Origin of the sequence: Nonomuraea glycinis, assembly GCF_014646515.1 — a bacterium.
In the GTDB taxonomy this organism is placed as follows: domain Bacteria; phylum Actinomycetota; class Actinomycetes; order Streptosporangiales; family Streptosporangiaceae; genus Nonomuraea; species Nonomuraea glycinis.
On record NZ_BMNK01000004.1, the window covers coordinates 172,722 to 190,042 of the forward strand.

General features: G+C 72.7%; 16 protein-coding genes. 5 read left to right on the forward strand and 11 right to left on the reverse strand.

Annotated elements, in window-relative coordinates; translation table 11 throughout:
• Positions 1-45: 45 nt before the first annotated feature.
• On the forward strand, positions 46-1,350 hold the full coding sequence (locus IEY87_RS14255) for a glycosyltransferase family 4 protein (protein ID WP_189139101.1): 1,305 nt from the start codon (positions 46-48) through the stop codon (positions 1,348-1,350).
• On the opposite strand, the gene IEY87_RS14260 is transcribed toward IEY87_RS14255, so the two are convergent.
• The 4 genes from IEY87_RS14260 to IEY87_RS14275 all read right to left on the reverse strand — a co-directional run bounded on the left by IEY87_RS14260 (position 1,310) and on the right by IEY87_RS14275 (position 4,743).
• Entirely contained in the window at positions 1,310-2,218 is a 909-nt protein-coding gene (locus tag IEY87_RS14260; RefSeq protein ID WP_189139102.1) for a S1C family serine protease, read from the reverse strand. The two genes, IEY87_RS14255 and IEY87_RS14260, sit on opposite strands and share 41 nt — an antisense overlap.
• Positions 2,219-2,251: 33 nt before the next feature.
• Positions 2,252-2,713, reverse strand: a complete 462-nt coding sequence (locus IEY87_RS14265; protein WP_189139103.1) for a hypothetical protein — start codon at positions 2,711-2,713, stop codon at positions 2,252-2,254.
• A gap of 6 nt (positions 2,714-2,719) precedes the next feature.
• Complete coding sequence (locus tag IEY87_RS14270) at positions 2,720-3,313, reverse strand: RNA polymerase sigma factor (RefSeq protein ID WP_189139104.1); 594 nt, start codon at positions 3,311-3,313, stop codon at positions 2,720-2,722.
• Positions 3,314-3,510: 197 nt separating this feature from the next.
• Complete coding sequence (locus tag IEY87_RS14275; protein WP_189139105.1) at positions 3,511-4,743, reverse strand: S8 family peptidase; 1,233 nt, start codon at positions 4,741-4,743, stop codon at positions 3,511-3,513.
• Positions 4,744-4,838: 95 nt separating this feature from the next.
• Between IEY87_RS14275 and IEY87_RS14280 the strand changes: the two genes are divergently transcribed.
• Both IEY87_RS14280 and IEY87_RS14285 read left to right on the forward strand, forming a co-directional pair.
• Entirely contained in the window at positions 4,839-7,466 is a 2,628-nt protein-coding gene (locus IEY87_RS14280; RefSeq protein ID WP_189139106.1) for a CHAT domain-containing protein, read from the forward strand.
• Positions 7,467-7,607: 141 nt separating this feature from the next.
• The gene (locus tag IEY87_RS14285; protein ID WP_189139107.1) at positions 7,608-8,324 is read left to right on the forward strand and encodes an HNH endonuclease family protein; all 717 of its coding nucleotides are present in this window, start codon (positions 7,608-7,610) and stop codon (positions 8,322-8,324) included.
• Positions 8,325-8,328: 4 nt separating this feature from the next.
• On the opposite strand, the gene IEY87_RS14290 is transcribed toward IEY87_RS14285, so the two are convergent.
• Positions 8,329-9,165 (reverse strand): SGNH/GDSL hydrolase family protein, encoded by an 837-nt coding sequence (locus IEY87_RS14290; protein WP_189139108.1) that lies wholly within the window; start codon positions 9,163-9,165, stop codon positions 8,329-8,331.
• A 217-nt stretch (positions 9,166-9,382) separates the two neighbouring features.
• On the opposite strand from IEY87_RS14290, the gene IEY87_RS14295 reads away from it, so the two are divergent.
• Complete coding sequence (locus IEY87_RS14295; protein WP_225277339.1) at positions 9,383-10,615, forward strand: isochorismate synthase; 1,233 nt, start codon at positions 9,383-9,385, stop codon at positions 10,613-10,615.
• A gap of 109 nt (positions 10,616-10,724) precedes the next feature.
• Here the strand turns inward: IEY87_RS14295 and IEY87_RS14300 are convergent, their stop codons facing one another.
• Entirely contained in the window at positions 10,725-11,342 is a 618-nt protein-coding gene (locus tag IEY87_RS14300; protein ID WP_189139110.1) for an IMPACT family protein, read from the reverse strand.
• Positions 11,343-11,446: 104 nt separating this feature from the next.
• Here IEY87_RS14300 and IEY87_RS14305 point away from each other — a divergent pair, with 104 nt between their 5' ends.
• A complete protein-coding gene (locus IEY87_RS14305; protein ID WP_189139111.1) occupies positions 11,447-12,556 on the forward strand; it encodes an epoxide hydrolase family protein in 1,110 nt (369 codons plus the stop codon).
• Positions 12,557-12,562: 6 nt separating this feature from the next.
• On the opposite strand, the gene IEY87_RS14310 is transcribed toward IEY87_RS14305, so the two are convergent.
• The 5 genes from IEY87_RS14310 to IEY87_RS14330 form a co-directional block, all read right to left on the reverse strand.
• Positions 12,563-13,870: an MFS transporter gene (locus tag IEY87_RS14310; RefSeq protein WP_225277338.1), complete on the reverse strand. Its 1,308-nt coding sequence runs from the start codon at positions 13,868-13,870 to the stop codon at positions 12,563-12,565.
• Complete coding sequence (locus IEY87_RS14315) at positions 13,867-14,451, reverse strand: ArsR/SmtB family transcription factor (protein ID WP_189139112.1); 585 nt, start codon at positions 14,449-14,451, stop codon at positions 13,867-13,869. The genes IEY87_RS14310 and IEY87_RS14315 overlap by 4 nt, the downstream gene beginning before the upstream one ends.
• A 63-nt stretch (positions 14,452-14,514) precedes the next feature.
• The gene (locus IEY87_RS14320; protein WP_189139113.1) at positions 14,515-15,270 is read right to left on the reverse strand and encodes an ATP-binding cassette domain-containing protein; all 756 of its coding nucleotides are present in this window, start codon (positions 15,268-15,270) and stop codon (positions 14,515-14,517) included.
• Positions 15,267-16,301 (reverse strand): ABC transporter permease, encoded by a 1,035-nt coding sequence (locus IEY87_RS14325; RefSeq protein WP_189139114.1) that lies wholly within the window; start codon positions 16,299-16,301, stop codon positions 15,267-15,269. The genes IEY87_RS14320 and IEY87_RS14325 overlap by 4 nt, the downstream gene beginning before the upstream one ends.
• A gap of 13 nt (positions 16,302-16,314) precedes the next feature.
• Complete coding sequence (locus IEY87_RS14330; RefSeq protein WP_189139115.1) at positions 16,315-17,295, reverse strand: sugar ABC transporter substrate-binding protein; 981 nt, start codon at positions 17,293-17,295, stop codon at positions 16,315-16,317.
• Between the last annotated feature and the right edge of the window lie 26 nt (positions 17,296-17,321).

The following is a 17,321-nucleotide window of genomic DNA, read 5'->3' on the forward strand; positions in this document are numbered from 1 at the left end:
CCGGCTGCTTGTCATGGTCATCCAGACGGCAAGGGGAACTTCCAGGTGCGGGCACTGACGCGTAGGGGCAAGTCAGCGGCGGTTCGGTTGTACCGGGGGTACAACCGGCGCAGGGCCAGGAAGGCGCCACCGGCCTCCATCCAGCAGGTGAAGTTCCTGCTGCTGCACGCCAACGGCATGGGCGGCACGATCAGAACCGTGTTCAATCTCGCCGGCCACCTGGCCGACCGGCATGACGTGGAGATCGTCAGCGTCCTGAGGGAGGCCGAGGAGCCGTTCTTCCCGATCGACCCGCGCGTGCGCTTCCGCTATCTGGACGACCGGCTCGCCCCCAGCGCCGACCCGATGCGGGCGCTGCTGTCCAAGCTCCCCAGCAGGCTCGTGCCCAAGGAGGAGTCGGCCTACCACCGCTTCAACCTGTGGACCGACCTGAAATTGGCCCGGTTCATCCGCTCGATGGACACCGGCGTGCTCATCGGCACCCGCCCCGGCCTGGTCCTCGCCGTGGCCCAGCTGGCGCTGCCCAGCGTCATCACCATCGGGCAGGAGCACGTCGCCCTGGCCACCCAGCCGGAGCCGGTCCAGAAGCTGATCAAGTGGCGTTACCGCCGGCTGGACGCCCTGGTCGCGCTCACCAAGGCCGACCTGCAGGACTACCGTGACGCCCTGCCCAAGAAGCCCAAGAAGCTGCTGCGGATCCCCAACGCGGTGCCGGCCATGAGCGGCGAGGTGGCCAAGCTGGACGCGAAGGTCGCCGTCGCCGTCGGCAGGCTGACCCGCATCAAGGGCTTCCACCGGCTCATCACCGCCTGGCAGCAGGTGGCCGAGGCGCACCCCGACTGGACGCTGCGCATCATCGGCGCCGGCCCGCAGCAGGAGGCGCTGGCCGCCCAGATCACCGAGGCGGGTCTCGACGGCAAGGTCGAGCTGCCGGGCCCCACCTCCGACGTGGGCGCGGAGCTGGAGAGGGCCTCCATGTTCGTGCTCAGCTCCCGGCACGAGGGCTTCCCCATGACCATCCTGGAGGCGATGGCCAAGGGGCTGGCCATCGTCAGCTTCAACAGCCCGCACGGGCCCAAGGAGATGCTCACCAACGAGGTCGACGGCCTGCTCGTCAAACCGCGCACCAACGCCAACCTGGCCGCGGCCATCCTGCGGGTGATCGAGGACGAACCGCTGCGCCGGCAGCTGGCCGCCGGAGGGCTGGAGACCGTCCGCGGCTACGACATCGCCACCATCGGCGCCCGCTGGGACAGCCTGCTGGAGGCACTGCTCGCCCGCCGCACCCCTGCGGCGGCGCCCAACCCGCTCAGACCTCGGACTCCGTCAGCTCCACCGGCTCCGCGATGACGTCGACGAGCGCGCCGTTGCGGTAGACGGTGATCGGCAGCGGCCGCCCGATCGCGTCGGCGAACATCAGCCGCTGCAGGCTCTGCGCGTCGTCCACCGGGGCGCGCCCGGCGCTCAGCACCAGATCGCCGGCCCGCAGCCCGGCCCGGCCCGCGGGCGAGCCGGGGATCACCTCCACCACCCGCAGCGCGCCGGGCTGCCCGGTGCGCCGCCGCAGCGGCTCGGCCAGCGGCGCGGGCGAGGTGACCAGCCCCAGGAACGCCCGCCGCACCCGCCCGTACCTGATCAACGCCGCGATGATGCCCCTGGTCGTGGCGTTCACCGGCACGGCCAGGCCCACCCCCACCCCGGCCACCGCCGTGTTGACCCCGACCACCCGCGCCCGCGAGTCCGCCAACGCCCCGCCGGAGTTGCCGGGGTTCAGCGCCGCGTCGGTCTGGATCACGTCCTCGATCAGCCGTACGGCGGAGCCGCTGCGCGCGGGCAGTGACCGGCCCAGTCCCGACACCACCCCGGCCGTCACCGACCCGGCCAGCCCCAGCGGGTTGCCGACGGCCACCACGAGCTGGCCCACCACGAGGTCGGCGCTGTCGCCGAGCACGGCCGGCTCGGGGGTGGGCACCTGTGACCTGATCACCGCCAGGTCCGACAGCGGGTCCCGGCCGACGACGGTGAAGGCGCCGGAGGAGCCGTCGGCGAACGCCAGTGTGCCCGACCTGGCGGAGCCGACCACGTGCGCGTTCGTCAGCAGAAACCCGTCGGCGGTGAACACCACCGCCGAACCGCTGCCTCGCCCGGCCCGCACGCCGGCGACCTTGGGCTGCAGCACGGCCGCGACGGAGGAGACGATCTGCGAGTAGGGGTCCATGTCAGAACCTCCCGAAGGCGAGTGCTTACAACGTTACAGAGCGATCCAGTCCGTGACCACGTTGCTGCCCGTACTCGGACGGCACTGCAGCCTGAACGCCTGGGCCGGCGCCGGCCTGAACACGAAGCACCCCGACTCGTCGATCACCGACGTGACCACGTCACCCGTCACCAGGTGCGTGTACGCCGTCCCCGGCCGGGCCGGCACCACCTGGCCCAGCAGCGCCTCGTGGCCCACCTCCAGCTCGATCGTCAGCTCCGGCGTCGCGAAGATCAGCGCCCGTAACGTCGCGTGCTCGGCGCCCCGCGTCGCCGCCCCCGCCTCGTCCACCGCCGAGTCATAGGTGAGCGCCGCCAGCTCGGCGTCGACGTCATGCCAGACGAAGATCTCCTTGCCGGCCGCCACGAAGCTCTCCGGGACTTCCCGCTCCGCCGCGTGCGCCTGCCGTACAGCGGCCAGGAACCGATCGTCGTCACTCCACCACGGTGTGTCCATGCCCTGTCACCTTCTCCCCTGGGTGTCCCGTTCGGACCTGATCAGCGCGGCCACGGTCGGTGTGCGGCGCAGCTTGTCCAGGCACCGCGCCCGCGTCGGCCCGATCGCGCCCACCGGCATGGCCAGCTTCGCGCTGATGTCGGTGTACGGCACGGGGGGCTGGCTCATCAGCATCGACAGCAGTTCCTGGCAGCGCCCCTCCAGCTGCCGGAACCCCGCGATCAGCGCCGCGTTCCGCTCCGCGTCGATCAGCTCCTGATCCGGCGCGGGCACCCTGACGTCCACCAGCACGTCGGTGTCCACCTGCTGCCGGAGGCGGTGCTGCCGCTCCGCCGCCTGGGCGCACCGGAGACACTCACGCCTGGTCGCCGTCGCCAGCCAGCCCGGCAGCGCCGCCGGCTCGCGCAGCCTGGGTAACTGCTCCACCAGCGACAGCCACACCGTCTGCCCCACGTCGTCGGCGTCGGCCCGGCTCAGCCTGAAAGCCTTGCAGATCGACCAGACCAGCGACGAGTAACGCTCGACGATCTCGTCCCACGCGTCCCTGTCACCGCCCCTCGCCCGCACCACCAAGGCGACGACCGATGGATCGTCTCGCATGTCCGTGTGCTCCCTTCCCGGCACGGCCCACCCAGCAAGAGTGAACGCGGATGCGCGGTGCGTCCAGGCAGGACGCTTCGGCGAACGAACAGGCGGTACCGGGGCCATGTCGTCTCTTCACTGCTCGGTGACGGCGGTCACCAGGACGGAGCGGCCGGACCTCGCCCTGATACCTCCTCGGCCGCATCCGCGCGAGGTCAGCTCTCGCCGCACGGGGACAGCACCATGCCCACCCCGTCCACCTCCCGCGCCGAGGCCAGCACGGCCGCCTTCGCGTCCTGGGCCGACTCCCCCGTGCGCGCCATCCGGGCCGCGATCAACCCCGCCACCAGCGGCGCCGCGAACGACGTGCCGTCCCACCTGGCCATCCCGGAGAAGTTCTGCACGGCGGGCATCTTCGGCGGCTCCCGGTAGGTGTACTCGCCGGTGGCGTAGGCGTTGACGTGCCCCTCGCCCAGCGCGTACACCTTCACCCAGTCGCCGTAGTTGCTGAACCACGCCCGGTGCGCCCCGTCGGGGCCGAGCGCCCCGACCGACACCACCCAGTCGTAGGCGGCCGGGTAGAACGGCCGGTCCGTCGCGTCGTTGCCGGCCGCCGCCACCAGCACCACGTCCGGGTGCGCCTGCTGGAACGCCTCGAAGCCGAGCGAGGACCAGTTGCCGCGGGTGTAGGTGCCCGCCGACAGGTTGATCACGTCCGGCGCGGGCGTCCGGCCGACCAGCTCCTCCAGCTTGGCGATCATCACGTCCTCCAACTCCGCGCCGGAAGCCGAGAAGTGGTCGACGATGTCCACCGCGGCCGACGGCGCCATGCACTTGGCGACCCCGGCCACGAACGTGCCATGCCCGGCGAACGGCGGGATCCGCGGCAGCCCGCTCACCGGCGACGGCGGATCCAGCGTCTCCAGATCGCCGCCCACGCCGCCCAGCCACGGGTAGGCCGCCGGGTCCAGCCCGAGCCAGCCGGTGTCGCTGACGCCGATCCGCGCCTTGCGCACCACGTCGCCTCCCGGGCACGGCGGCGGCCACGGCCGATCCGGCGCCCCGGAAGGCACCTCCGGCTCCGTACCGGGGCACAGCCTGCTCACGTGCAGGACGTGCACCGGCGAGGCCGGCGGCAGCCGGGCGTCGTCCTCCCGCCGGCGGGGCGCCCGCCGCTCGATGACCTCCAGCGCCTCCGGCACCGTCAGCCCGTCCTCCAGCGACAGCACCACCAGATCGCCCCGCCCCCGCGTCTCCAGCCGGCGAACGGCCGGCAGTACGGCTTCGATCCGCTGGATGTTGTCCCCCCGGTCCAGCGTCAGCAGGCGGCCCGCCTCGTACAGGTAGTCGACCTCACCCGCGGGGGTATAGGCCACCTCCACCTGGATCCCCCGCGTCAGGAACGCGTCCTTGACGATCCGGAACTGAGCGTCGAACACCGCGTCCATGGATTCCCCTCCCGGCCGTAGTCAACGATCACACTTTTCACTCCTATATCGACATGGGGTTGCGGGCGCTACAGCCGATCGTCAACGCTCGGAACATGCCGGCGGACCCCGTACCCTCCTCGACCGCCACGGCGGAGCTGCTCCCCCTGGCCCTGTCGCGCCCCCACGAAGCCCTCGACAGGGCGCGTGACCTGCTCGCCGGCGACCCGCCGCCACTGGCCGCGTCCATGGCCAGGCAGGCGATCGGCATCGTGCTGCGCGAGTTCGGCGACATCGACGCCGCCGTGGCGGAGCTCGAAACCGCCGGCCGCCTCGCCCGCCAGGCCGGCTGCGCCGAGCGCGAGGCCGACGTCCAGGCGACCCTCGGCGTGGCCCTCGCCTTCGCCGGTCGTACCACGGCGGGCCGCACCGCGCTCGACGCCGCCGTCCAGCGGTCCACCGGCCTGCTGCACGGGCGCATCCTGCTGCGCAGAGGTGGCGTCCTGATCGTCCTCGGCCACCATCGCGACGCCCTGGCCGACCTCAACAACGCCGTCACCGCCCTGGGCGCCGCCGGTGACGCCATCTGGGAGGCCCGCGCCCGCAGCGAGCGCGCCACCTGCAATCTGGCGCTCGGCGCCATCGCCAAGGCCGCCGCCGACCTGGCCCGCGCCGAGGAGCTCTTCAACGCCACCGGCCAGGAGCTCGAATCGGCCGACGCCATCGTGCACCGCGGCGTCCTCGCCCTGCGCATCGGCGACCTGCCCGCCGCGCTGCTCTGCTTCGACCAGGCCGCCGAGCGCTTCGACCGGCTCGGCACCCCCGACCCCAGCCTCAGCATCGAGCGCTGCGCCGCGCTCCTGGCCGCCGGCCTGCCCCAGGACGCGCTCGCCGAGGCCCACACCGCCCTCGCCCGGCTCGAACGCATCCGCGGCCTGCCCGTCAAGAAGGCCGAGCTGCTGCTCACCGCCGCCAACTGCGCCCTGGCCGCCCGCCGGCCCGCCGACGCGCTCGGCCACGCCGCCGACGCCGCCGATCTCTTCGGCCACCAGCACCGCCACTGGTGGCGGGCGCACGCCCGCCTGGTCAAAGTACGAGCCCAGCTCGCCACCGGCACCACCGACGCCGCCCTGCTGCGGGAGGCCGAGGAGTGCGCCCGCGAACTGGCCGGCCTCTCCTCGCCCGACCTGCCGCTCGGCCACCTCATCGCCGGCCGCCTCGCCCTCGCCCTGGGCGACACCGCCCGCGCCACCGGCCACCTCGCCACCGCCGCACGCGGTCGCCGCCACGGCCCCGCGCTCTCCCGGGCCGCCGCCTGGCTCGCCGAAGCACTGCGCGCCGAGGCCGGCCACGACGCGGCCCGGCTGATGCGCGCCTGCCACCGGGGCCTGCGCGTCCTCGACCAGCACCGCGCCACCCTCGGCTCCAGCGAGCTGCGCGCCCAGGCCAGCGCGCACGGCGCCGAGCTCGCCGCGCTCGGCCAGCGGCACGCCCTGCGCCTCGACCGGCCCCGGCTGCTGCTGGCGTGGAGCGAACGCTGGCGGGCCACCGCACTGGCGGTCCCCGCCGTCCGCCCGCCCGACGACGAGCACCTCCAGGCGGAGCTCGCCGCCATCCGGGCCCTCACCAGCCGCCTGGCCCAAGCCCGCGCCAAGGGTCTGCCCACCGCGCACCTGTCCGCCGAACAGCTCCGCCTGGAGCGGGCCGCGCGCGCCCGAGCCCTGCACGCCCATGGCCACGACCCCGCCGCCACCCCGGGCGTCGACGTCGATGCCCTCCTCGACGAGCTCGCGGACGACCGGCTGCTCGAACTCGTGGACGTCGACGGCCACCTGCACGTCCTCGTCTGCGGCTCCGGCACCGTCCGCCGCCATCCCGCTGGGCGCACCGAGGAGGCCGCCCGCCAGGTCGACCTGGCCCGCTTCAGCCTGTCCCGGCTCGCGCACGGCCGCTCCGCGCTGTCACCCGCCGAGCTCCTCGCCCAGGTGGAGACCATCGGCCACACCCTGCAGCGCGTCCTGCTCGGCGACGCCGCCCAGCACCTCGGCGACCGGCACGTCGCCATCGTGCCGCCGGGCCGCCTGCACGCCGTCCCCTGGGCACTGCTCCCCGCGCTCCGCCACCGCCCCGTCAGCGTCGCGCCGTCGGCCGCCTCCTGGTTGCGGGCCCGCCGTACCGGCGCCCCCGCCCACGGCCGCGTCGTCCTCGTCCGCGGCCCCGGGCTGGCCTCGCAGGGCGCGGAGGTGCGGGAGGTCACGCCGGAGTACGTCGCCCCCGTCGTCCTCGGCGAGGGCACCGCGACCGTCGGCCGCGTCCTGCGGGCCATGGACGGCGCCCGCCTCACCCACGTCGCCGCGCACGGGACCTTCCGCGCCGACAGCCCGCTGTTCTCCGCGCTGCGCGTCGACGACGGCCCGCTCACGGTCTACGACCTCGAACGGCTCAACCGGGCACCCCACCAGGTCATCCTGTCGAGCTGCGACTCCGGCCTGACCGCCGCCGCCGGCGCGGACGAACTCCTCGGCCTGGCCAGCTCACTCATCCAGCTCGGCACCACCGCCCTCGTCGCCGGCGTCGTGCTCGTCAACGACCTCGCCGCCGTCCCGCTCATGGTCGCGCTGCACCGGCGGCTGCGTACCGGCGCCGGCCTGGCCACCGCGCTGCGTGACGCCCGCCTGGACACGGCCGGGGACCCCGTCGCCACCGCCACCGGCTGGTCGTTCACCTGCCTCGGCGCGGGCTGAACGCCATGACCGGCCACCCGGATCAAGAGGACAGCCGGTCATGAACTTCTCACGGAACCGGTTCACATCCCTTACCGTGTCAACATCGCCCACTGCGGGAATCTCTCTAGAGAACCTCCGAACGGCACCCGGGAGGCGTGCTTGAGCGCGAAGGACGCCGTCGCCATCCTCGCCGCAGCCGCGGTCCTGGCCGCCCTGGTCAGCGGCACCGAGAACACCACGTCCGCCGAGACCGCCAGCCCGCTCGGCAACGCCAGCGGCACCCTGCCCGGCCTGGCGCCCGTCACCACCGGACCCGACAAGAAGGCCGCCCGGGCCCTCATCAAGGACTTACGCGTCGCCGCCCGGGGCTCCAGCGCCGGCTACCGGCGCACCCGCTACGGCGGCAACTGGGCCGACAGCGCCCTCGGCGTCCCGTACGCACGCAACGGCTGCCGTACCCGCGACGACCTCCTCGCCCGCGACGGCCGCAACGTCCGCTACCGCAAGGGCTCCACCTGCGAGGTCATCGCCATGGACCTGCCCGACCCGTACACCGGCCGGATGATCGACTGGCGCAAGAGCGACGCCGACGAGATCCAGGTCGACCACGTCGTCCCGCTCGCCTACGGCTGGCGGATGGGAGCCAGGCGGTGGCGCATGACGAAACGGCTCGACTTCGCCAACGACCCGCTCAACCTGCTGCCCGTGCTCGGCCGCGCCAACGAGCAGAAGGACGCCGCCGGGCCGTCCGACTGGCTGCCCCCGCAACGCCGCATCCGCTGCGCCTACGTCACCCGCTTCGCCCAGGTCGCCAAGAAGTACGCCCTGCCGGTCACCCGCGCCGACCGCAAGGCCATGCTCGCCCAGTGCCGATGAGCGCTCAGCGCGGATCGGCCCACTCGAAGCCGTTGCGGAACGTCCGCTCCGCCAGCACCCGCTGCCCGGCCTCGTTCGGGTGGAAGTAGTCCCACCGGCTCACCTGGTCCAGCGTGAACGGGTAGGCGAAGACGGCGCCCGCGTCGGTGCGGCATGACGGCCCCAGCGACGCGCACGCCCGCGCCGCCTCCTGGTTGTAGGCCATCACCCGCGCCCGCACCCGGTCCCGCCGCTGCCGGTCGGCCCGTTTCACCGACGACGGCTGGGCGAGCATCGTCTGGCAGATCCGTCCCACCGTCCAGAACGTGCGCGCCAGCGCGTTGCTCTTGCCCACCTGCCACAGCCGGTGCAGGTCGGGGATGCTCGACACGAACACCCGGACCTGGGGCAGCCCGGCCCGCAGCTCCGACAGGGCCTGGTCCAGCCGCCGCCGGTAGAGCGCCACCGGCGTCATCTGCCTCTCCTCCAGCTTGCAGGCGTCCTGCGCCCCTATGAGAATCGTCACGTAGTCCGCCTTCGCGTCGACCGCCCGCCGCACCTGCCCCAGCAGATCCGCGCTCGTCGCGCCCGGTGCCGCGAAGGTGCGGTTGTGCCCCTCGATCGACGACCCCAGCCGCAGCAGCCGCTGGTAGTGGCTGTTCACGCCCGCGTGCTCGCCGGCGGACCACGACCGGGACGGGCAGGACACGTACCAGCCGCAGCTGTTGAATCCCGACGAGATCGAGTCCCCCAGCGCCGCCATCACCTCGGGCACCGGCTCCGTGGGAGCGGCCTGAGCGGTGCCGGAGCCGGCGAGGAGGACGAGGCCGGCCAGGACGGGCCCCAGGCTGCGAGCGATCATGGCCCCAAGGTAGGGAGCCCGCCGCCGGCCCACCCCGCGCTCGGGGCAACGTCTGCCATCTCAGGACCGACTTCATATCACCACTTGACGACCTTCAGCCGATCAGGTTGCCGTAAAAGCAGGGCAATAGCCGCCTTTATCCGGAAACATGAACCGCAACCGGTCAGACACGGGGGTCCCAGTCGAACGTGTTCAGTTCCCGCATAGAGTGTCTCGGGTGAGTGTCGCGCTCGGAACAACCCGCCCGCTACCGGTTCGCACCACCCCCATTCGCGACCCCGGTAATCTGCTGGCGTCCCTCCCCCGGACCGCGCCGTACGCCTGGATCAGGCACGGCGAAGGCCTCGTCGGCTGGGGCCAGGCCGCCCGCGCCGACATCCCCCCAGGTCCGGACCGCTTCGCCTGGGCCCGCCAGTGGCTCGCCGCGGTCTTCGACGACGCCCACAGCGACGACGACGACGCGCTGCCCCCCGGGAGCGGGCCGGTCGCCTTCGGCACCTTCACCTTCGACGAGAACTCCGCCGGCTCCACCCTCGTCGTCCCACAGACCATCCTCGCCCGCAGGAACGGCCGCGCCTGGCTGACCACCATCGGCGACGCCCCGCACCAGACCTTCACCCCCCTGCTCGACCCCGGCCGCATCAGCTACGGCGACGGCAGCCTGACCGCCCCCGCCTGGGAGCACGTCGTGGCCCGCGCCGCCCGCCGCATCCGCGACGGCGAGCTCGAGAAGGTGGTGCTCGCCCGCGACCTCCTCGCCACCGCCGAGCACCCCATCGACATCCGCCTGCTGCTCCTGCGCCTGGCCCGCCGCTATCCCGAGTGCTACACCTTCTCCGTCGCCGGCCTCGTCGGAGCCACCCCCGAGCTCCTCATCCGCCGCACCGGCCAGGAGATCCAGTCCCTCGTCCTGGCGGGCACCACCCCCCGGGGCACCGGCCCCGCCGACGACCTCAGACGCGGCGCCGCCCTGCTCGCCTCCGCCAAGGACCGGCACGAGCACGAGTGCGCCATCGCCTCCGTCCGGCAGACCCTCGCCCCCCTCTGCGCCCAGTTGCACACCCCCGACGAGCCGGAGCTGCTCGTCCTGCCCAACGTGCAGCACCTCGCCAGCCACGTCAGCGGCCGGCTCGCCGACGGCGCCTCCGTCCTCGATGTCGTGGCCGCCATGCATCCCACCGCGGCGGTCGGCGGCACCCCGACCCACAAGGCCATCGACGTCATCCGCGAGCTCGAGGGCATGGACCGCGCGGGCTACGCGGGCCCGGTCGGCTGGATCGACGCCCACGGCGACGGCGAATGGGGCATCGCGCTCAGGTCCGGCATCGTGGAGGGCCGCCGGGCCCGCCTGTTCGCCGGCGGCGGCATCATGGGCGACTCCGACCCGGCCTCCGAGCTCGCGGAGGCCCAGGCGAAGTTCCGCGTCATGCAGTACGCCCTCGAGGGCTGATGACCGCTCCTCCGTGATCGGCCGATCGCACGATGACCGGCCGACCGCTCAACCCCGAACGGCGGCTCGGCGCGACCTGCCCGTCTGCTCGCGGGCGGCTGAGCCGCCCTTATTCCGGTACGTGTACGTCGCGGCCCAGCTCGACCCGGGCCCGTCCCGCCGTCAAGGCGGCCGCCCAGTCCCGGAAGGCGTCCACCTCGTCCGCGCCCACCGCCACCACGAAGTCCACGGCCGAGCCGTAGCCGACCTCGCGCACCGCGTAGCGGGAGGCTCTGAGGTCGTTCTCCACCCGGCCGGCCTGGTCGTGGGCCACCGAGACGTGCACGAGCCTGGCCGGCACCATCCGCACCGGCTCCACCCGGTCCAGTGTCTCGGTCACCGCTGAGCCGTAGGCGCGCACCAGGCCGCCCGCGCCCAGCAGGATGCCGCCGAAATAGCGGGTCACCACCGCGACCACGTGGTCGAACCCCCGGCCGACCAGCGCCTGCACCATGGGGGTGCCCGCCGTGCCGCCCGGCTCGCCGTCGTCGTCGCCCTTCTGCAGCCCGGCGACGACGTAGGCGGTGCAGTTGTGGGTGGCCGAGGCGTGCAGGCGGCGGCGCTCGGCGATGAACGCGGCGGCCTCCTCCGCGCTCCGCACGGGTGCCATGGCGCAGACGAAGCGCGAGCGGCGGGCCTCGGTCTCGTGCTCGACGGGGGTCTTCAGGGTGAGGTACGGCGCTGACACCGCCTCAGGCTAGCGCCTTTACTTTGTAGATTAATAATTTCCCGGTTGCACTCGCCAACCGTAGGGCGTACGGTACAGCCTACGGAACAACTTGGAGGACTGACTTGACCGACATCCGGCCCTTCCGCCTCGACATCGCCCAGGCCGACCTGGACGACCTGCACGCGCGGCTCGACCGGGTACGCTGGCCCGACGAGATCCCCGGCCTCGGCTGGCAGCACGGAGTCCCGCTGCCGTACATGAAGGAGCTCGTCGGCCACTGGCGCGACGGCTACGATTGGCGGCGCGCCGAGGCCGAGCTCAACCAGCACGACCAGTTCGTCACCGAGATCGACGGTCAGCGGGTGCACTTCCTGCACGTGCGCTCGGCCGCCCCGGACGCGCTGCCGCTGCTCATCACGCACGGCTGGCCGAGCAGTCCGGTGGAGTATCTCGACGTCATCGAGCCGCTCAGCCGCGACTTCCACCTCGTCATCCCCTCCCTGCCCGGCTACGGCCTGTCCGGCCCCACCACGGAGACCGGCTGGGGCTCCACCCGCATCGCCAAGGCGTGGCTGGAGCTCATGACCAGGCTCGGCTACGACCGCTTCGGCGTGCAGGGCGGCGACTGGGGCACCTGGATCTCCCGCGAGGTCGGCGTGCTCGCCCCCGAGCGGGTCGCCGGGATGCACGGCAACGGCATCATCTGCTTCCCCATCGGCGCCCCCGGCGAGCTCGACGGCCTGACCGAGGTCGAGCGGGAGCGCATGGCCTTCCGCGAGACCTACCTGACCCAGCAGTACGGCTACAAGCTCATCCAGTCGACCAGGCCGCAGACCTTCGCCTACGGCATGACCGACTCCCCCGTGGCCCTGCTGTCCTGGTTCGCGAGCGTCTACCACGAATGGAGTGACCGGGACATCGACCCCGACCGCCTGCTCACCACCACCATGCTCTACTGGCTGACCGGCACCGCCGGCTCGGCCGCCCGCTCCTTCGTCGAGACGCCCGACACCGAACAGGACACCAGCGTCGCCTGGGAGCTCACCGCGGCCACCGTGCCGACCTCGATCTCCGTCTTCCCCAAGGACATCCTGCGGCCCATCCGCCGCTTCGCCGAGCGCGACAACACCATCGTCGGCTGGGTGGAGCACGACCGCGGCGGCACGTTCGCCGCCCTGGAGGAGCCGGAGGCCTTCGTCACCGACGTCCGCGCCTTCTTCACCGGCCGCTGAGGACCGTCACCCCGCCGTACCGGCACCATCCGGTACGGCGGGCCGCCCGCGGCCGCGCAGCCGGTCCATCTCCCGCCACTCCGGCCGCAGGGCCGTCACATTCGTGGCGAGGAAGTACGCCGCCCCGCACGCCACCAGCACCGGCGCCAGTCCCGCCCAGGCGAGCGCCGCCCCGGCCACCAGCCCGCCCAGCGGAATGCCCATGTACCCCACCGAGTCCCCCAGCGCGCTCACCCGCCCGAGCAGGTGGCGCGGCACCCGCTCGTACCAGACCGCCGCCAGGATCGGATTGAGAAAGCCGCCGCTGAACCCGCTCACCGCGAACACCGCCACCATCGCCCACACCGGCGCGTCCACCGCCAGGATCAGGAACCTGGGCGCGCCCGCGATGAGGAACGCCACGAAGAACACCACCCGCCGCCGCATCCGGTGCGCCACCGCCGCCGCCACCAGGCTGCCGCCGACCGCCGCCAGCCCCATCACCCCGCTGTTCACCCCGATCATGGCCGGGCCGTGTCCCGACTCCCTGCCCCACACCGGCAGCAGCACCGAGGCGAACGCCGCGTCCAGCAGATTGGTGACGCCGATCATCACGATCAGCGCCAGCAGCAGCCGCTCCCCGCGCAGGAACCGGCAGCCCTGAGCGAACCGCCGCCAGTATCCGGCCCGCTCTTCCCGCGCCGACGCCCGATGCCCTACGCCCGGCGCCTGATCCCCCACACCTGGCGACAGACCCACGCCCGCCGGCAGTGCCCACGCCACGATCACGGAGCCCAGGGCGAAACAGGCCGCGCTGACGCCCAGCCCCGCCAGCGGCCCGAGCAGCGCCACCAGTGCTCCGCCCGCCGCAGGGCCCACCGTCCCGGCCAGCCGCTCGGTCACGCCCGCCAGCCCGGTGGCCCGCTCCAGCGGCACCAGCCCCCGCTCCGCCGCCTCCGGAACCATGATCTCCTTGGCCAGGTCGCCCGGCCCCCGGGCCGCGCCGATCACCGCCACCATGCCCAGCAGCGGCCCGAACGCGAGCGCGTCCACGCCGTGCAGCGCGACGACCGCTCCCGTCGCGGCCGCGCTCACCACGTCGGTGATCCAGGAGATCCGCCGCGGGCCCACCCGATCGACCAGCGGCCCGCTCAGCGCCTTGACCAGCACGTACGGGGCCATCTCGCAGAACGCCACGAGCCCCGTCTGGACGGCGCTGCCGGTGGTGACCAGCACGAACCAGGGCAGCGCGATCGCCGATACCCGGGTGCCGGTCAGCGACACGGCCATCGCCGCCAGCACACCCCCCAGCGGCCGTAACGAGCGCCCGGTCACGACTCCTCCAGGTCAGGCAGGAAGAGCGTGATCAGCGAGAGCCGCTCGGCCCCCTCCGGCGCCACCGCCTCAGGGGCGTCCCGGCGGTAGCGGTCGAGCACCTCGTCGAGCTCGTCGCGCAGCCGCTCGGCCTCCCCCGTGGTCAGGCGCAGCGACCGGCTGCTCAGGTCGAACATGCGCCGCCAGTCGCGGGGCATGGTGTCGAAGGCGTTGAGCGCCTGCTGGACCCGCAGGTGGTAACTGGCGGACACCGCCTGGAGGTAGGTCAGCGTCGCCTCGGGCTCCCGCTCGGCCAGGTCGACGTCGGCCAGCCGGGTGATCTGGTGCACCGGCCGCCACCAGCGCTCCCTGGCGTTGCCCCGCTCGGTGTCCTCCTCGACGAACCCCGCCGCGCCCAGCCGGCGCAGGTGGTAGCTGGCCGTACCGGAATTGACCCCGAGCAGGTCGGCCAGGCGGGTCGCGGTGGACGGGCCGTGCCTGCGCAGGAGGTTGACCAGCTCGACGCGGAGCGGATGCGCGAGGGCGCGCAGGCCCTTGGCGTCGAGGACGACTTCGGTGGCGGGCTTCGCGGGCTCAGTCATACCGGCTAGGGTAAACCGCAAACAGTTCTTCGCAAACAGTTCTTCGCGAAGAACTGTTTGCCGTCACTCCCGTTCCAGCTCGTGGGCCAGTTCCTCCAGTTCGGCGTCGCCGGCCATGAGGGAGGTGAGCTTTTCGCGGGTGATGTCGGCCTTGGCGTACTCGCCCAGGCTCGTCCCCCGGTTCAGCAGCAGGAACCGGTCCCCCACCGGGTAGGCGTGGTGCGGGTTGTGCGTGATGAACACCACGCCGAGCCCCCGGTCGCGGGCCCTGGCGATGTAGCGCAGCACCACGCCGGCCTGTTTGACGCCGAGGGCCGAGGTCGGCTCGTCCAGGATGAGCACGCGGGCGCCGAAGTAGACCGCCCTGGCGATGGCCACCGACTGCCGTTCGCCGCCCGACAGGGTGCCGACCGGCTGGTCCACGTCGCGGATGTCGATGCCCATGGCGCGCAGTTCGTCGCCGGCGACCCGCCGGGCCGTGCGCACGTCGAAGGCCAGGCCTTTGCGCGGCTCCGAGCCGAGGAAGAAGTTCCGCCAGACCGACATCAGCGGGATCATCGCCAGGTCCTGGTAGACGGTGGCGATGCCGCGGTCGAGCGCGTCCCTGGGGCTGCTCAGCCGGACCTCCGCGCCGTCCACGAGCAGGGTCCCCGAGTCATGCTGGTGCACACCCGCGAGGATCTTGATGAGCGTCGACTTGCCCGCGCCGTTGTCGCCGAGCACGCAGGTGACCTGGCCCGCCGCCACCCCCATCGACACCTCGCGCAGCGCCAGCACCGAGCCGAACGACTTGCCGATGCCCCGGGTCTCGAGTATCAATGCTTGACCTCCTCGGCATAGCGCCTGACCAGGCGATTGGCCAGCGTGGCCAGCAGCAGCATGGCCCCCAGGAAGAACTTGAACCAGTCGGCGTCCCAGCCGAGGAACACGATGCCCTTGTCGGCCATGCCGAAGATCACCGCACCGATGGCCGCGCCGATCGCGGAGCCGTACCCGCCGGTGAGCAGGCAGCCGCCGATCACGGCGGCGATGATGTAGATGAACTCCTGCCCGATGCCGATGTTGGCCTGCACGGACGTGTAGCGCAGCGCCATGATCGAGCCGACCAGCCAGGCCGCGACCGCCGTCGTCATGAACAGCGCGATCTTCGTCCGGGCGGCGGGCACCCCGACCGCCCGCGCCGCCGGCTCGCTGCCGCCGACCGCGAAGATCCAGTTGCCGACCCGTGAGCGCATCAGCACCCAGGTGGCCAGCGCGGTGACCAGCAACCACCACAGGATCGCCACCCGGAAGGAGGTGCCGCCGATCTGGATCGTGCCCGCGAAGACGGTCCGCGCCGCCTCGAAGCCCTCCGCCCTGCGCAGCCCACTGACCTGTACGGTGCCCGTCAGCGCCTTGGTCACCCCGAGGTTGACGCCCTGCAGCATGAGGAAGGTGCCGAGCGTCACGATGAAGCTGGGCAGCCGCGTCCTGGTCACGATGAGGCCGTTGAGCAGCCCGACACCGAGCGCCACGACGAGGCTGACCAGCATGGCCAGCCATACGTTCAGGCCGTAGCGGGTGGCGAGGGTGACCAGGATGAGCCCGGTCGTGCCGGTCAGCACGCCCGCCGACAGGTCGAACTCGCCGCCGATCATCAGCAGGGCGATGGCCACCGCCATGATGCCGAGCGTGGCGGCCGGGTCCAGCCAGTTCGCGATGCCCTCGGGGGACCTGAACACCGCCGACTGGGTGGCGAAGAAGGTGAAGACCACCACCGCCCCGACGACCGCGCCCAGCTCGGGCCGGATCAGCAGGCGGCGCAGCAACCCGACCCGCGCGAGCCGCTCGTCGGCGGTGGTGGCCGTCACGGCGCCTCCCCGATCATCGGGTGCCCGCCTCGGCCAGCTTGGCCACCTGCTCGGCGTTGTCCTTGGTGACGAAGCCGGGCCCGGTGTTGACGGGCAGGCCGCCGCCGACGGTGTTGAGGTTGTTCTTGTACAGGTGGAGGAAGGTGATGGGCAGGTAGCCCTGGAGGTATTGCTGCTGGTCGACCGCGAACAGGATCTCGTCGCCCTGGATGGCGGTGACCACGTCGGCCGACAGGTCGAAGGTGGCCAGCTTGGCCTGCGAACCGGCGTCGGCGATGGCGTCCCTGGCGGCGACCGCGACGGCCGGGTTGAGCGCGAGCACGCCGTTGACGGCCTTGTCGGTCTGCAGCTTCGCGGTGACCTTGGAGGTCACGTCGGCCAGGTTGCTCACGTCCACCTGCAGCCGCTCGACGGTGCCGCCGAGGGTCTCCTCGGCGCCCTTGCAGCGCTGGTCGAGGCCGACGTTGCCGGCCTCGTGGATGACGCACAGCAGCTTGGTGACGCCGGCCGCCTTGAGCTGCTCGCCCGCGCCGCGCCCGGCCACGTCCTCGGACTGGCCGACGTGCGTGAGCGCGCCGAGCTCCTTGGCGGTGTCGGCGCCGGAGTTGATGGTGACCACGGGGATCTTCGCGGCGACGGCCTTGCCGATGGCCTCGCGCAGCGCGTCGGGGTTGGCCAGGGAGACCACGATGCCGTCGACCTTGCTGGAGACCGCCTGGTCGATGAGTTGCGACTGCTTGGCGGGGTCGCCGTCGCCCTGGTAGGTGACCTGCGCGCCGTACTCCGTGCCCGCGGCCTCGGCGCCGTTCTTGACGACGTCCCAGAAGGAGTCGCCCGGCGCGCCGTGGGTGATCACGGCGTAGGTGCCCGCGCCGGTCGCGGCCGGCGCCGAGCCCTGCGCGGGCGCGCTCTGCGGGGCCTGTTCACCGGCGGCGGAGCAACCGCCCAGCGCCAGAACGCTCATCATGGCCAGCACTACCGGAATGCGTCTCATCCGAAACCTCCAAGAGCAACGGGCTG

Coding starts and splice junctions, on each gene's coding strand:
- IEY87_RS14265 (WP_189139103.1), bottom strand. CDS start 2,713: ATGGACACACCGTGGTGGAGTGACGACGATCGGTTCCTGGCCGCTGTA.
- IEY87_RS14270 (WP_189139104.1), bottom strand. CDS start 3,313: ATGCGAGACGATCCATCGGTCGTCGCCTTGGTGGTGCGGGCGAGGGGC.
- IEY87_RS14280 (WP_189139106.1), top strand. CDS start 4,839: ATGCCGGCGGACCCCGTACCCTCCTCGACCGCCACGGCGGAGCTGCTC.
- IEY87_RS14275 (WP_189139105.1), bottom strand. CDS start 4,743: ATGGACGCGGTGTTCGACGCTCAGTTCCGGATCGTCAAGGACGCGTTC.
- IEY87_RS14315 (WP_189139112.1), bottom strand. CDS start 14,451: ATGACTGAGCCCGCGAAGCCCGCCACCGAAGTCGTCCTCGACGCCAAG.
- IEY87_RS14290 (WP_189139108.1), bottom strand. CDS start 9,165: ATGATCGCTCGCAGCCTGGGGCCCGTCCTGGCCGGCCTCGTCCTCCTC.
- IEY87_RS14330 (WP_189139115.1), bottom strand. CDS start 17,295: ATGAGACGCATTCCGGTAGTGCTGGCCATGATGAGCGTTCTGGCGCTG.
- IEY87_RS14260 (WP_189139102.1), bottom strand. CDS start 2,218: ATGGACCCCTACTCGCAGATCGTCTCCTCCGTCGCGGCCGTGCTGCAG.